The 13,483-nt window shown below is 69.3% G+C and carries 14 protein-coding genes; 7 read left to right on the forward strand and 7 right to left on the reverse strand.

The features are described 5' to 3' along the window. From Q0C81_RS07545 to Q0C81_RS07565, 5 genes are all read left to right on the forward strand, one after another. The coding region (locus tag Q0C81_RS07545) for a DHA2 family efflux MFS transporter permease subunit (protein ID WP_291835853.1) at positions 1–1,251 on the forward strand (1,251 nt) is incomplete at its 5' end. Continuing rightward, positions 1,251–1,847, forward strand: coding sequence for a TetR/AcrR family transcriptional regulator (locus Q0C81_RS07550; protein ID WP_291835856.1), 597 nt, complete (start codon positions 1,251–1,253; stop codon positions 1,845–1,847). The genes Q0C81_RS07545 and Q0C81_RS07550, both read left to right, overlap by 1 nt. Positions 1,848–1,898: 51 nt before the next feature. Further along, positions 1,899–2,648: a creatininase family protein gene (locus Q0C81_RS07555; RefSeq protein WP_291835859.1), complete on the forward strand. Its 750-nt coding sequence runs from the start codon at positions 1,899–1,901 to the stop codon at positions 2,646–2,648. Positions 2,649–2,674: 26 nt separating this feature from the next. Further along, the gene (locus tag Q0C81_RS07560; protein WP_291835862.1) at positions 2,675–3,136 is read left to right on the forward strand and encodes a phasin family protein; all 462 of its coding nucleotides are present in this window, start codon (positions 2,675–2,677) and stop codon (positions 3,134–3,136) included. A 51-nt stretch (positions 3,137–3,187) separates the two neighbouring features. After that, positions 3,188–3,343 (forward strand): hypothetical protein, encoded by a 156-nt coding sequence (locus Q0C81_RS07565; protein WP_291835866.1) that lies wholly within the window; start codon positions 3,188–3,190, stop codon positions 3,341–3,343. A gap of 17 nt (positions 3,344–3,360) precedes the next feature. Here Q0C81_RS07565 and Q0C81_RS07570 read toward each other — a convergent pair whose 3' ends face one another. From Q0C81_RS07570 to Q0C81_RS07580, 3 genes are all read right to left on the reverse strand, one after another. Then, positions 3,361–4,806 carry an AMP nucleosidase gene (locus tag Q0C81_RS07570; protein WP_291835869.1) on the reverse strand — a complete coding sequence of 482 codons (1,446 nt, stop codon included), beginning with the start codon at positions 4,804–4,806 and terminating at the stop codon, positions 3,361–3,363. Between the two features lie 45 nt (positions 4,807–4,851). Beyond that, positions 4,852–5,691, reverse strand: coding sequence for a hypothetical protein (locus tag Q0C81_RS07575; protein ID WP_291835872.1), 840 nt, complete (start codon positions 5,689–5,691; stop codon positions 4,852–4,854). A 69-nt stretch (positions 5,692–5,760) separates the two neighbouring features. Then, a complete protein-coding gene (locus Q0C81_RS07580; RefSeq protein WP_291835876.1) occupies positions 5,761–6,591 on the reverse strand; it encodes a helix-turn-helix transcriptional regulator in 831 nt (276 codons plus the stop codon). A 99-nt stretch (positions 6,592–6,690) separates the two neighbouring features. On the opposite strand from Q0C81_RS07580, the gene Q0C81_RS07585 reads away from it, so the two are divergent. Then, positions 6,691–7,581, forward strand: coding sequence for an SDR family oxidoreductase (locus Q0C81_RS07585; protein WP_291835879.1), 891 nt, complete (start codon positions 6,691–6,693; stop codon positions 7,579–7,581). Between the two features lie 3 nt (positions 7,582–7,584). Here the strand turns inward: Q0C81_RS07585 and Q0C81_RS07590 are convergent, their stop codons facing one another. Together Q0C81_RS07590 and Q0C81_RS07595 are read right to left on the reverse strand one after the other, a co-directional pair. Then, on the reverse strand, positions 7,585–8,457 hold the full coding sequence (locus tag Q0C81_RS07590) for an alpha/beta hydrolase (protein WP_291835881.1): 873 nt from the start codon (positions 8,455–8,457) through the stop codon (positions 7,585–7,587). A 31-nt stretch (positions 8,458–8,488) separates the two neighbouring features. Next, a complete protein-coding gene (locus Q0C81_RS07595; RefSeq protein ID WP_291835884.1) occupies positions 8,489–10,522 on the reverse strand; it encodes an AsmA family protein in 2,034 nt (677 codons plus the stop codon). Positions 10,523–10,700: 178 nt separating this feature from the next. Here Q0C81_RS07595 and Q0C81_RS07600 point away from each other — a divergent pair, with 178 nt between their 5' ends. Beyond that, complete coding sequence (locus Q0C81_RS07600) at positions 10,701–11,006, forward strand: hypothetical protein (protein ID WP_291835886.1); 306 nt, start codon at positions 10,701–10,703, stop codon at positions 11,004–11,006. A gap of 68 nt (positions 11,007–11,074) precedes the next feature. Here Q0C81_RS07600 and Q0C81_RS07605 read toward each other — a convergent pair whose 3' ends face one another. Then, positions 11,075–13,171, reverse strand: a complete 2,097-nt coding sequence (locus Q0C81_RS07605; RefSeq protein ID WP_291835889.1) for a S9 family peptidase — start codon at positions 13,169–13,171, stop codon at positions 11,075–11,077. 83 nt (positions 13,172–13,254) lie between these two features. After that, on the reverse strand, positions 13,255–13,483 hold a 229-nt coding region (locus Q0C81_RS07610; RefSeq protein ID WP_291835892.1), incomplete at its 5' end, for a prolyl oligopeptidase family serine peptidase.

Genomic DNA, 13,483 nt, shown 5'->3' on the forward strand with positions numbered 1-13,483 from the left:
GAGCAGATGATCTTCTTCCGGGCCGTCCAGGGCTTCGTCGGCGGGGCCATGATCCCGACCGTGTTCGCGGTGGCCTTCACCGCCTTCCCGCCCGCGCAGCGCGTGACGGCCAGCGTGATCATGGGCCTGATCGTGACCCTGGCCCCGACCATCGGGCCGACGCTGGGCGGCCACCTGACCGAGCAGCTCAGCTGGCGCTGGCTGTTCTTCATCAATGTGCCTCCGGGCATGCTGGTGCTGTTCCTGGTCAGCCGTTACGCCAATTTCGACAAGGGCGACCCGTCGCTGTCTAAGGGTTTCGACTGGTTCGGACTGGCCCTGATGGCGACCTTCCTGATGAGCCTGCAGTTCGTGCTGGAGGAGGGGGCCAAGAACGACTGGTTCGCCGACGACCAGATCCTGCTGCTCGCCGTCGTCGTCGCCGTCACCGGACCGGCCTTCATCTGGCGGACCCTGACCTACTACAACCCGATCGTGGAGCTGCGGGCGTTCGCGAACCGCAACTTCTTCGTCGGGGTGGTGATGACCTTCACCGTCGGCCTGGCCCTGTTCGGCGGGACCTTCCTGCTGCCGCTCTTCCTGGGCCGGGTGCGCCATTATTCGGCGGCCGAGGTCGGCACGACGATGGTGGTGTCCGGCCTGGCCATGTTCGCCACCGGCCCGTTCGCCGGCCGTCTGGTGCGGGCGGTCGATCCGCGCATCCTGATGTTCGGCGGCTTCATGATGTGCGCCTGGGGCATGTGGGACGCCCATGCGGTCACCGACCAGTGGGGCTTCTGGCAGTTCGCGGGCGTGCAGGCGCTGCGCGGCGTCGGCGTGATGATCGCCATGATCGCCTCGCAGCAGGTGACCATGTCGACCCTGCCGCCGCACATGGTGAAGAACGCCTCGGGGCTGGTGAACCTGTTCCGCAACGTCGGCGGGGCGGTGGGCCTGGCTCTGCTGAACACCTCGCTGACGACCAACACCGCCCTGCACATGAGCGAGCTGACCCAGAACATCCAGAACACCAACGCGGGCATGCAGGGCATGCTGGCGGGGATGCAGGACCGGTTCGCGGGCTCGATCGATCCCGCAGGCGCCTCGATGAAGGCGGTCTACGGCATGCTGCAGCTGCAGGCGACGACGCTGGCCTTCGGCGACGCCTTCGCCATGCTGGCCATCGGCTGCGCCGCCGCGGCCTTCGTGACCCTGCTGGCCAAGCCGGTGAAGCCGGGCACGGGCGCGGCCCCGCCGGCGGACGCACACTGATGCCGCGCGTTGTCGGACAGGTCGACGAGACCAAGACCGAGGCCATTCTGGACGCGGCCTTCGCCCTGTTCTCGGAGAAGGGCGCGGGGGTCTCCATGGAGGCCATCGCGCGCAAGGCGGGGGTGTCGCGCCAGACGCTGTACAATCGCTTCCCGTCGCGGGTGGAGATGGCCCGGGCGCTGGCGTCCCGGCGGTCGGACGCCATCAGCGCGCCGCTGCGGTCGGGCGGCGATCCCGAGACGGTGCTGACCGGCATGGCCCGGGCGCTGTTGGAAAAGATCTGCAGCCGGGACGGCCGGGGCTCTATGCGCGGCGTGGCGATGATCTCGCCCCAGGCGCCAGAGGTCGCTCACGCCATCTATGACGCCGGGCCGGCGGAGGGGCTGAGGCGCCTGTCCGTCTGGCTGGCCGAACAGGACCGGAAGGGCCTGCTGGTGGTGCCCGATCCGGCGGCCGCCGCCGAGATGTTCGCCGGAATGACCCTGGGCCACGGCCATCTGCGCGGGATACTCGGCGTGCCCCAGCCGCCGTTCGACCCGGACGCGCGCGCGCTGGAGACGGCGCGCCGCTTTATCCGGGCGTTCGCCCCGGCGTGACGGGCGGACGGGATCGGCGTAGAGCACCGTCAGTTCACGGAGAGCCCGCCCATGCTGATCCACCTGTCGTCTTGGCCCGAGATCGACGCCCGGCTGAAGACCACCAAGACCGTGGTCGTGCCGATCGGCTCGAATGAGCAGCACGGGCCGACGGGCCTGCTGGGCACCGACTGGCTGTGCCCCGAGATCATCGCCCATGCGGCGGAGAAGGAGGATGAGTCGCTGGTCGTGGCGCCGACCTTCAACATCGGCATGGCCCAGCACCACCTGGCCTTCGCGGGCACCATCTCGCTGCGCCCCTCGACCTTCATGGCCGCGATCACCGACTGGGTGATGTCGCTGCAGCGGCACGGCTTCGAGCGGATCTATTTCCTCAACGGGCACGGCGGCAACGTCGCCACCATCGAGGCCACCTTCGCCGAGATCTACGCCGAGTGGAGCTTTGTCGAGGAGCGTCCGCCCTTCGTGCTGAAGCTGCGCAACTGGTGGGACCTGCCGGGGGTGCACGGGCTGTGCAACCGCCTGTTCCCGACCGGCCACGGCATGCACGCCACCCCGTCCGAGATCGCCGTCACCCAGGCCGCCTATCCGGACCGGATCAAGACGGCGGACTACAGCCCCAAGGTCGCGCCCACGGGGCCGATCCGCGACGCCCTGGACTATCGCGCCCGCTTCCCCGACGGCCGCATCGGCTCCGATCCGGCCCTGGCCAGCCCCGAGCACGGCCAGACGATCATCGACGCTTCCGTGCCCGCCCTGCTGAAGGACGTGGCCGACTTCTCGAACGAAGTGTTGCCGTAGCCTCCGGCGAAGCGCACGGTCCCGGCATGAGCCCCATCGACGAAGCCGCCCGCGCCGCCCGCGCCGGACAGGAACTGATGCAAGCCTCGGGCGACGTGATCGCCCGGCGGCTGGGCATCGTCGCGGACGCGATGCGCGATCCGTCCAAGGCCGACATGCGCGAACTGTCGCTGATGAGCTCCGAGAAGGTCGAGGCCATGGCCGCCTCCGCCCGCGTGGGCATGACGGGGGCGATGGCGCTGGCCCAGACCGCGCAGACCGTGGCCGCGCGCGAAACGGCGGCGGCGAGCCGGGCCTTCGACGCGGTGATGACCTCGACCACTCCGGCCGAGGCGATGACCGCCCAGGGGCTGTGGGCGGCCAACGCCTGGACCCGTTCGATGCAGGACGGCTGGGCCATGGGCGCGGCCCTGATGAAGCTTCAGACCGACGCCCTGCAGCCGATCCACGCGGCGGCCACCGCCAATGCGAAACGGCTCCGGAAGTAGGGAACGAGTCGCGCGGCCAAGGCTTCCGCCTTTGTAGCAACGGAGGCCCAGATGGCTGACGATCCCAAGAAGACCGACCCGCATCCCGGCATGATGGGCGACGGCACCGAAGAGCAGAACCTGAACCAGCCCGGCGATCCGTCGAAACGGATCACCGAGGAGGAGGTCGAAGAGGCCTTCGGCGGCGAAGACTCAGAAGACGCCTGAGTCTTACGGGTCCATCTTTAGCGGAACGGCGGCTCATCGAAGGCGCGCAGCTTGCGGGAGTGCAGGCGGTTGCCTTCCGCGCGCAGCAGATCCACGGCCTGGATGCCGATCTGGAGGTGTTCCGAGATGGAGCCCTCGTAGAAGCGGTTGGCCTGTCCCGGCAGCTTGATCTCGCCGTGCAGCGGCTTGTCCGACACGCACAGCAGCGTCCCGTAGGGCACGCGGAAGCGATAGCCCTGGGCGGCGATGGTGGCGGATTCCATATCGATGGCGACGGCGCGGCTCTGGTTGAAGCGCAGCGCCGACTTGGAATAGCGCAGCTCCCAGTTCCGGTCGTCGGTGGTGACGACGGTGCCGGTGCGCAGACGCTTCTTCACCTCTTCGCCCGGCGCGCCGGAGACCATTTTGGCCGCGTCGTAGAGGGCGCGCTGGACTTCGGCGATCGAGGGAATGGGGATGTCCGGCGGCAGCACCGCGTCGAGCACGTGGTCGTCACGCAGATAGGCGTGGGCCAGGACGTAGTCGCCGATCGTCTGCGACGGGCGCAGGCCGCCGCAGTGGCCGATCATCATCCAGGCGTGCGGCCGGGTGACGGCCAGGTGGTCGCAGATGGTCTTGGCGTTGGACGGGCCGACGCCGATGTTGACCAGGGTGATCCCGTTCCAGCCCGGCGCGGTCAGGTGGTAGGCCGGCATCTGGTGCTTCTTCCACGCGGCGTCGGCGACGACGGCCTCGGGGTTGGGCGTATCGCGCGTGACCACCACCCCGCCCGAGGTCGAGAAGGTCTCGTAGATGCTGTTCGGATCCTTGATCTGCTCCAGCGCCCAGCGCACGAACTCGTCGACGTAGCGGTTGTAGTTGGTGAACAGGATGTAGTTCTGCACGTCTTCGACCGGGGTGCCGGTGTAGTGGCGCAACCGGGCCAGCGAGAAGTCGGTGCGCAGGCCGTCGAACTGCGACAGCGGGAAGTCCTCGGCCGGATCGAACAGGCCGTCGGAGATCTCGTCGCCGATGTGGGCCAGGTCGGTGGTCGGGAAATAGCGCGCGATGGCCGCCGTCATGCTGGCGTCCAGCACCACGTCCGAGCCGTCCAGCACGTAGGGGAAGGGAATCTCCTGCTCGGACGGGCCGACGTCGAAGGTCGCGCCGTAGTCTTCCTCGAGCAGGTTGAGCTGTTCGTTCAGGTACGAACGGTACAGGTCGGGCCGGGTGATGGTGGTGGAATAGACGCCCTGCCGCGAGAGGCGGGCGTAGGAGCGGGTCGCCAGATTGGCCGGCCGGTCGCCGAACCAGCTGACGCGAAGCTCGGGATAGGAGAAGAGGCCGGTGGCCCGGGCCGCGGCGTCGGGGCGCTCGCCGGTGGCGAGGAAGGTCTTCACCGCATCGCGCAGATTGGCGACGGATTGGCTGTAGAGGGTTTCGAGGCGGTCCAGCGCCGCCTGTGCTGTCATCGTGTTTGTCATGACCTCCCCTAGCGGAAGATCATGACCTTGGCGAGACGGCGGAGCTTAAGGCGCGTCGTCCTTGACCAATCGGGTCAGGACGAGCCGGTCGCCGCGAATCTCGAACTCCAGCGTGGCTTCGCCGCCGGAGGGGCAGCAGTTGCCGTCCGACGGACGCCATAGGGCGGTCCGGGCGGTCATGCCGTCATAGCTGAACGAGACGCCCTTCCAGATTTCCAGGCCGGTGGGCAACAGGGCGGGCAGGTCGATGTCGCGCCAGCTTTCGTTGTCGATCTCGGTCAGCGGATGATCGGCGCCGGGGGTGAAGCGATACAGGGCGTCGGCGTTGTACGCCCCGGTGCCGGCGATGACGCCGGCCACGGCAACATAGACCTGATCCTCGGCGCGGAAGATCTGGGGCGGCTCGTACCGAATGCCCCCATGGTCCCAGGTCTGGGCCTGCAAGCGTTCACCGCCGGTCAGCAGGACATAGCCCGCGACGCCGCCGTCCTGCGGGGTGAAGCCGTTCTGGAGCTGCCAGATCAGGCGCTCTCCGTCGATGTTCAGATAGCCGCCGGTGAAGGTGGTGCAGTCGCCCAGGCCGATATCGACACAGCCCTCCGGCAGACCGGCGGCGCGGACCGCGAGCGCCCGGATCCGGGCATCCGTCCGGGCGGACGCGTTCCAGCGCTCGGCCCAACGTTCGTCCGTTTCCTCGACGACGGCGTCCTCGAACGCGCGCTCCTGCAGCCACTCCCGCCGCTCGATGTCCAGCCGCAGCGGGGTCGGGCTGACCGCGCGGGCGGCGGCGAAGGCGGCTTCGGCCTGTCGCTGGCCGTCCTGCGGCGCGGCGGCGGTCGACAGGCCCCAGACAAGGCCCGAGGCCAATAGAGCAGCGATCTTCATGGCGGCGTCCTCCCGAGATGCAGAATGCGCCGATCCGGGCGGCTGTCCACTGACGGGGGCTGACCTCGGTCAGGGCGCGCGGGCGGCGACCAGGGCGCGGATGCGGCCGGCGTCCGCGGCGGCTACCGGATTGTAGACCACCATGGCCAGCTCGGGCCGACCCTCAACGGCGAAGGTCGAGAACTCCAGCTCCAACACGCCCAGTTCAGCGTGGTGCAACCGCTTCAGCCCCTCGCCGTGGGCAATGACTTGGTTCTCGCGCCAGAGGGTCTCGAACTCGGGACTGAGCCGCGACAGCTCCTCGACCAGGCGGCCGATTTCGTCGCCCGCCCCCGCGCGGGCGGCGTCGGCGCGAAAGGCGGCGACCACGTAACGGGCCACGGCCCACCAGTCCTCCTGGGCGGCCTTCACGCGCGAATGGGTGAAGATCAGGCGCAGGACGTTGCGGCCCTCGGGCGGCAGGGCCCCGTAGTCGGTCAGGACAGCGGCCGCGGCGCTGTTCCAGGCGACCACGTCCCAGGTGGCGTTCTTCATGATGGCCGGGCTGGTCTCCATCACGTCCAGCACCCGCTGCAGGCGCGGCGTGACCCCGTCCACGGCGCGGTAGCGAACCTCGGGCGGGCGGCCGAGGCCGAGGATGAACAGGTGCTCGCGTTCGTGCTCGGTCAGCATCAGGCCCGATGCGATCCGGTTCAGCACATCGGCCGACGGCGCGCCGCCCCGGCCCTGCTCCAGCCAGGTGTACCAGGTGGGGCTGATGTTGGCGCGCTGGGCCACCTCCTCGCGGCGCAGACCGGGCGTGCGCCGCCGGCCGGCCGGGAAGCCGAGCGCGGCCGGGTCGAGCCGGGCGCGGCGGTCCCGCAGATAGGCGCCGAGACGGTTGGCGGGCGGGGCGGTCATGGGGCGATCCGGGTGATCATTATACTGGGATAAAGCCACTACTTTAACAGCATGAACCGTAGGCGCAGAGCTCTCCACGAACAACCCGGAGACCTTTTCATGCGTGTTTTCCTGACCGGCGCGACCGGCTTCATCGGATCGAGGATCGTGCCCGAGCTCCTCGCCGCCGGACATCCGGTTCTGGGCCTGACCCGGTCGGATGCGGGCGCGGCCGCCCTGATCGCCGCCGGCGCCGAGCCCTGGCGGGGCGACATCGAGGACCTGGACAGCCTACGCGCGGGCGCGGCGGCCTCGGACGCCGTGATCCACACCGCCTTCGACCACGACTTCTCCAACTTCGTCGCCAACTGCGAGAAGGACCGCCGCGCGATCGAGACGCTGGGCGGCGCGCTGAAGGGCTCGGACCGGCCCCTGTTGATCACCTCGGGCGTCGGCATGGGCGGCGGGGGTCATGGACGGCTCGCGGTCGAGTCCGTCTTCGACCGGTCGCACCCCAACCCCCGCATCGCCACCGAGGAGGCGGGGGAGATCCTGAAGGTCGAGGGCGTCGATGTGCGCGTGGTGCGGTTGCCGCAGGTGCACGATCCGGTCCGGCAGGGTCTGATCACCTGGCTGGTCGACATCGCGCGCGACAAGGGCGTGTCGGCCTATGTCGGCGAGGGCGCGAGCCGCTGGTCGGCGGCCCATGTGCTGGATGTGGCCCGGCTGTACCGGCTGGCGCTGGACCGGGGCGAGCGGAACGCGCGCTACAACGCGGTCGCCGAGGAAGGCGTCTCCGCGCGCGAGATCGCCGAGGCGCTGGGGGCGGGGCTGAACCTGCCCGTGGTCAGTCTGTCGCCGGAAGAGGCGGCGGCCCACTTCGGCTGGATGAGCATTTTCGCCGGCTTGGACATGACCGCCTCCAGCGCCTGGACGCGCGAGCGTCTGGGCTGGATCCCCGAGGGGCCGAGCCTGATCGCGGACCTGAAGGCGATGGACTACGGCGTCTGACGCTCAGCCCAGTTCGCGGTGGAAGAAGGCGACCACGTCGTCCAGCACCGGGGCCTTCTTGCGGAACAGGGGCGAGAAGGTCGCGATCAGGTCCTCGTGCGACAGGCCGGGATAGAGTTTGGCCTCGCAGCGGCCGCCGACGGCGTGCATCCGCTCGCACAGGATGGTGGTGTCCTCGGCGTGAACGATCTTGTCGGTCGTACCGTGCCCGGCCCAGATCGGCGGGGCGTCGGCGCGGACGAAGGAGACCGGCTGGGTCAGGGTCAAGTCAGGCGCGCGGCCGAAGGCGTTGATCGAGGACGGCGTGTCCAGCGGCAGGAAGTCATAGGGGCCGGCCAGTCCGGCGGCGGCCTTGATCAGGTCCGGCGCCTCGACGGCGGCCATATAGCGGCGGTCCAGCGCGATCATCATGGCCAGATGGGCGCCCGCCGAATGGCCCATCACTCCCAGTCGGGCCGGGTCGCCGCCGTACTGCGCCGCGATCCGTCCGGCCATGGCGGTCGCCGCCGCCGCGTCCTCGATGAAGGCGGGGAAATGGACTTCGGGCACAAGGCGATAGTCGGGAACCACGACCACGAAACCGCGCGCGGCGAGGGCCTGGGCCGCCCAGCCGTACAGGTCCTTGTCGCCCGCGTACCAGCCGCCGCCATAGAAGAAGACCAGCACGGGCCGCGGGCCGGTCGAAGGCGCGAGGGGCGTCCAGACATCCAGCGTTTGCCGGTCGTCCGGGCCGTAGGACAGGTTGTGGGCGGCGCGGCGCACGCCTCCGTCGCGGGGACCCAGGCCGTTGAGCAGGCCGAGGGGAGAGCAGGCGGCGGCGAGGGCGCCGAGGGTCGGGACGAGAAGGCCACGTCGGGTCATGCCCCAGATACGCACGAAGAGCCGCTCCGGACCAAGGCGCGGGCGTTTATCGGGCCGAAGAAATCAGCGCGCCGCAATTGGCGTCCTCCGCCAGGCCTGGATCGACGAAGGGCAGGAGGGCGATCAACGGATTGACCACGGCGCCGAGGACGCCCGCCAGCCCGGCCTGGGCCACGACCGAACCGGTGTCGATGCCCACATGCGGCGCGGTCAGCGGTCCCTGCACCACGATGGGCGACCAGAGCCGGACCAGCCGCGCCTGCTTGGTCTCGCCATCGATGCGCAGGTTCATCGTCTCGGCCCCCAGGTCGATGGTCCCCGCGCCCCGGGCCAGCACCGGGGTGGTGTCGATGACGAAGGTGCGGGCGGTGGCGGTCCCGCCGGCGACGCTGAAGTCCGCGACGCCGCAGCGGATCTCGGTCGTGGACTCGTCGCCGCCCAGCAGCCTGAACAGGCCCGCCGTGGCGTTGATGCCCAGCAGTTCTGCGAAGGCGGAGCGCATCTTGCCGTGCGGCACGACCAGCGTGATCTGTCCCTTGGAGGCGGCGGCGAAGTCATGGATCGAGGCGCCGGGGCCTTCCAGCCGGGCGCGTCCAAGGGCGCTGCCGGTCACGGTGGGGGCGCCGCCGCGCGCGGGAATGATGGACTCCAGCGGATAGCCGCGCAGACGGAAGTCGATGGTGCTGTAAGGGGTGTCGCGCTTGGCGTTGATCCGCGCCGTGCCGCGAAGTTCCCCCCGGTTGAAGTTGAAGGCGACCGGATCGAGATCGAGGACGGCGTCCTTCAGCTCCGCCCCCAGCTCGACCTTGCGGATATCCAGCTCGTTCCGCTTCACCTGGGCGGCGGTGTATCTCAACGTGCCGTCCATGGCGCGCAGGCGCTCGACCGCCAGCGGGGCGTCGGGCAGCAGGCGGCCGGGCTGGCCGGAGGTGACGACCGTATTGCCCGCAGGGGTCACCGTCGGTCGGCCGCCCAGCACCGAGGCCAGGTCGTCGATATCCAGCAGGCGGGAGTGCAGCACCGCGTCGACGCGGCGGCGGTCGCCGACCTTGTCGACCACGAGGTCGCCGGACAGGTCCGAGGAGCCGACCCGACCGGCGAAGTCGCTGAAGGTGAATTTGGCGTCGTCGCGGGTCAGGGTCCCCGACAGGCGATAGGGCGGGGTGTTCGGCGTCGTGATGCCGGTCAGCAGGTAGAGATCGGCCAGGTCGCGGCCCTGCAGGCTGAGGGTTGAGCGGAACTGGCCCAGGTCGAAGGGCCGGGTGATCGAGCCGCGCGCCTCCAGCCGGGAGCCGACGCCCGCCAGCGTCGCCTGGAAGGCGTAGGGATGGTCTCGGCGGATGTTGATGAAGGGGCCGCCGTGCACGGCCAGCGTCAGGGGCGTGCCGTTGATCGTGCCCTCGCCCTGCAGATTGAAGCCGGCCCGACCGTCCGAGCCCTCGCGGGCGGTGACGGTGGCCTCCAGCCTGATCTTGCGGCGCTGTTCATCGAGCGAAATCTTGCCGTCGCGAATGATCAGCCGGTTGATCGGCGGCAGTTTCAGGCCTTGTCCGTCGTCTGGCCTGTCCGGGTTCAGCTTCCAGCTCTGGCGGCCGTCCTCGGTGGCGATCAGCACGGCCTCGGGACGGGTGATGGCCACCATGGGCATCTCGATCCGGCCTATGAAGAGGGCGCGCAGCCGCACCGAGGCCTGCAGGTCGGCGACGCGCAGGGTGTCGCGCTCCCGCGCCCAGACCGGGCCGCCGACGCGGATCTCGCGGGCCTGGACCGACGGGGTCCAGCTGAACAGCTTCACGTCGAGGTCGCCGTTCAGCTCGATTTCACGCTCATATTTCGCCGAGGCCCAGCGCCCGATCGGACCGCGGAGCCAGTTCCAGTCGAACAGCATCAGGAAGGCCACGACAGCGAGGATCAGCAGCAGGGTGATGGCGACGGCCGTCTTCTCGGCCGGTCCCGGGCGGCGGGCGGCGGCGATGAAGGGGTCGTTGTCGCGCCATTCCCGCAGACGGGCCCCCGCCGGAGCCAGGGCGCGGTCGCGGAAGGCCAGCCAGTTCGGATTGTCTTTCAAGGGGTTGGGCAATCGGTACGGCTCCGTCGAAGCCTGCACAACGCATGAGGGGACCGAAAGCCTCAGGACCGGCGTTTGGCTTCATGTCAAATTTCATACTTTCAAACGTCACATAACATTTACATCTGCTGCGTTTGGCGCATTATTCGCTCCGAGTCCTGAGCATTTCAGGCGTTCTGGAGGAACTCCTATGCGCACCATCCGCGCCCTTGCCGCCCTCGCGGTCGCCGCGTCCGCCCTGTCGGCCCTGCCTGCCGTCGCCCATGATGCGGCCCAGTCGTCGACGGCCCGACCGGTGCTGGTCTGCGGCACGGACGCCGCCACCCGCCGCGCCTTCACGCGGGAACACGGCGCCGCCCCGGTGTTCATCACCGCCCGCGAAGCCCTGGCGCTGCAGCCGTCCGACCCCGCCTGGTCGACGCCGCGCTGCATGACCTCGGTCGAGCACGCCCGCTACGTCAGCGCCGCGACCACCTACGCCCGCACCGCCCGCTAGTACCGGACGACGGCTATGAAAAAGGGCGCTCCCGGCGGGAGCGCCCTTTCTCTTGCCTGAAGCGGCGATCAGTTCGCCGGCTTCAGATACTTGTCCAGCCAGCCGAACACTTCGTTGTGCCATTGCAGGCTGTTGGCCGGCTTCAGCACCCAGTGGTTCTCATTGGGGAAGAACAGCAGGCGGCTGTCGATGCCGCGACGCTGCAGCGCCGTGAAGGTCGACAGGCCCTGGGCGGTGGGAATGCGGTAGTCGAGGTCGCCCTGGACCACCAGCATCGGGTCGCGCCAGTTGGCCACGTGGTGGACCGGGTTGAACTGCTCATAGCCCTGCGGGTTTTCGTAGGGCGTGCCGCCGTACTCCCACTCGGTGAACCACAGCTCCTCGGTGCCGTAGCCCATGCCGCGGATGTCGAAGACGCCGTCGTGGTTGACCAGGCATTTGAACTCGCCCGGCCAGTTGCCCGCGATCCAGTTGATCATATAGCCGCCGTAGGAGGCCCCGAGGGCGCAGGCGTTGTCGCCGTCCAGGAAGCCGTATTTCGCCTGCGCGGCGGCCCAGCCCTTCTGCAGGTCCTCGAACGGGCGGTCGCCCCAGTGCTGGCTGATCGAGTCGGTGAAGGCCTGGCCGTAGCCGGTCGAGCCGTGGAAATCGATCATGACGACGGCGTAGCCGGCGCCGGCGTAGGTTTCGGGGTTCCAGCGGTAGGACCAGCCGTTGCCGAACGAGCCCTGCGGCCCGCCGTGGATCAGGAAGGCGACCGGGTATTTCCGCCCCTCGACATAGTTGGCCGGCTTGATGACGTAGCCGTGGACCGTCTCGCCGTTCCAGCCCGGGAAGTTGAACTGCTCGGCCTCGCCGAAGGCCTTGGCGTCCAGCTGCGGGTTCACATTGGTGATCCGGGCGGGCATCTCGCGGCCCCGGAAGGTCTTGACGAACAGCTCGCTGGGCCGGGTCAGGGTGTCCTGGGCGAAGACGAAGCCCGAGGGGGTCTGCTGGAAGGCCGAGACGTGACCCGGGCCGGTGATCGGCACGACCGAGCCGTTGCGGACGTCGATCGAGAAGATGCGGGTCTGCCCGACGTCGCCGGCGGTGGTGTACAGCGTCCGGCCGTCCTTCGACCATTGCAGGGTGTCGGCCGAGCGGTCCCAGTCGGCGGCGATCTGACGGGTCTGGCCCGTCGCCACGTCGCGCAGGAAGATCGAATATTTGTCAGCCTCGAAGCCCGGGCGGGCCATGGCGCGGTAGGCCAGGGTCTTGCCGTCCGGCGAGTAGACGGGGCCGGTGTCCCAGGCGTCGTTGGCGTCGGTCAGATTGGTCAGCCGGCCCGGTTCGGCGATGGCGACCTGATAGAGGTCGAAATTGGTGCTCCACGGCTCGGACTTGCCGGCCTCGCGGGCCGAGAAGACGATGCCCTGGCCGTCCGGGGTGAAGGTGAACTCGCTCTCGTCGCCGAAGGGCTTGGAGGGGGTGTCGCCGTCGAAGCCGCGGGTGACCCAGACCGGGTCGCGGCCGCCGGCCGTCGGAACCACGAACAGGTGGTTCTGCGTGCCGTCGTTCCAGGTGTCCCAGTGGCGCACGAACATGCGGTCATAGGTCTGGCCGGTCGAGGGATCGTCGGCCACGGCCTTGTTGCGGTCCACCGTGCAGGCCAGCGTCTCGCACTCCGGGAAGACGGCCAGCGACACCGCCACCTGCGCGGCGTCGGGGCTGAGGCGGTAGGCGTTCACGTCGAGCGGCAGATTGGTGACCTGCACCGGGGCGGTCCCGTCGGCCTCGGCGCGCCAAACCTGGCTCGAGCCCGAACGGCCCGAGAGGAAGTACAGCTTGCCGTCCGAACCCCAGCGGGCGGTGTTGGCGCCGCCCTCGTTGATGGCCAGACGGCGGCCTTCACCCGGGTTCTGCAGGTCGATCACGAACAGGGCGCCGGCGCGGCGATTGGCGGCCACGTCGGTCGTGGTCAGCGAATAGACGACCCAGCGGCCGTCCGGCGACACCTGCGGATCGCCCAGCCGGTTGGCCGAGATCATGTCGTTGTAGTCGAAGGCCTCGCGCGCCTGGGACGACGCCGTGGCGGGGGAGGCGGCGGGCGCCTCGGCCAGGGCGGGGACGGCGGTCGCCAGCGCGATGGCGGCGACGGCGCACGAGAGCAGGGAGCGGTGACGCATGGGCGGTTCCTCATGGCTTGATCGCCAACTTGGCCGCTGGCGTAGCACCACGTGAAACGCAGCGAAAGTCGCGCTCCGTCGCCTCACTCAGCCGTGTAATGGTCGGTCCAGGAGAGGATTTCCGACTGCCAGTCGACCCAGTTGCGCGGCTTCAGGACCCAGTGGTTCTCGTCCGGCACATGCACGAAGCGGCTTTCGATGCCCCGCCTTTGCAGCGCCGAGAAGGTCCCCAGCCCCTGTTCCACGGGTACGCGGAAGCCGCGCGAGCCGTGCAGCACCAGCATGGGCTTGGACCAGTCGCCCACGTAGGTG

The organism is Brevundimonas sp. (assembly GCF_023259385.1).
Taxonomy (GTDB): Bacteria; Pseudomonadota; Alphaproteobacteria; order Caulobacterales; family Caulobacteraceae; genus Brevundimonas.

What these genes read in the sequence shown, in the direction of transcription:
- Q0C81_RS07600 (WP_291835886.1), top strand. Translation starts at nt 10,701, where the DNA reads ATGCGCACCATCCGCGCCCTTGCCGCCCTCGCGGTCGCCGCGTCCGCC.
- Q0C81_RS07570 (WP_291835869.1), bottom strand. Translation starts at nt 4,806, where the DNA reads ATGACAAACACGATGACAGCACAGGCGGCGCTGGACCGCCTCGAAACC.
- Q0C81_RS07575 (WP_291835872.1), bottom strand. Translation starts at nt 5,691, where the DNA reads ATGAAGATCGCTGCTCTATTGGCCTCGGGCCTTGTCTGGGGCCTGTCG.
- Q0C81_RS07550 (WP_291835856.1), top strand. Translation starts at nt 1,251, where the DNA reads ATGCCGCGCGTTGTCGGACAGGTCGACGAGACCAAGACCGAGGCCATT.
- Q0C81_RS07585 (WP_291835879.1), top strand. Translation starts at nt 6,691, where the DNA reads ATGCGTGTTTTCCTGACCGGCGCGACCGGCTTCATCGGATCGAGGATC.
- Q0C81_RS07560 (WP_291835862.1), top strand. Translation starts at nt 2,675, where the DNA reads ATGAGCCCCATCGACGAAGCCGCCCGCGCCGCCCGCGCCGGACAGGAA.
- Q0C81_RS07605 (WP_291835889.1), bottom strand. Translation starts at nt 13,171, where the DNA reads ATGCGTCACCGCTCCCTGCTCTCGTGCGCCGTCGCCGCCATCGCGCTG.
- Q0C81_RS07580 (WP_291835876.1), bottom strand. Translation starts at nt 6,591, where the DNA reads ATGACCGCCCCGCCCGCCAACCGTCTCGGCGCCTATCTGCGGGACCGC.
- Q0C81_RS07565 (WP_291835866.1), top strand. Translation starts at nt 3,188, where the DNA reads ATGGCTGACGATCCCAAGAAGACCGACCCGCATCCCGGCATGATGGGC.
- Q0C81_RS07555 (WP_291835859.1), top strand. Translation starts at nt 1,899, where the DNA reads ATGCTGATCCACCTGTCGTCTTGGCCCGAGATCGACGCCCGGCTGAAG.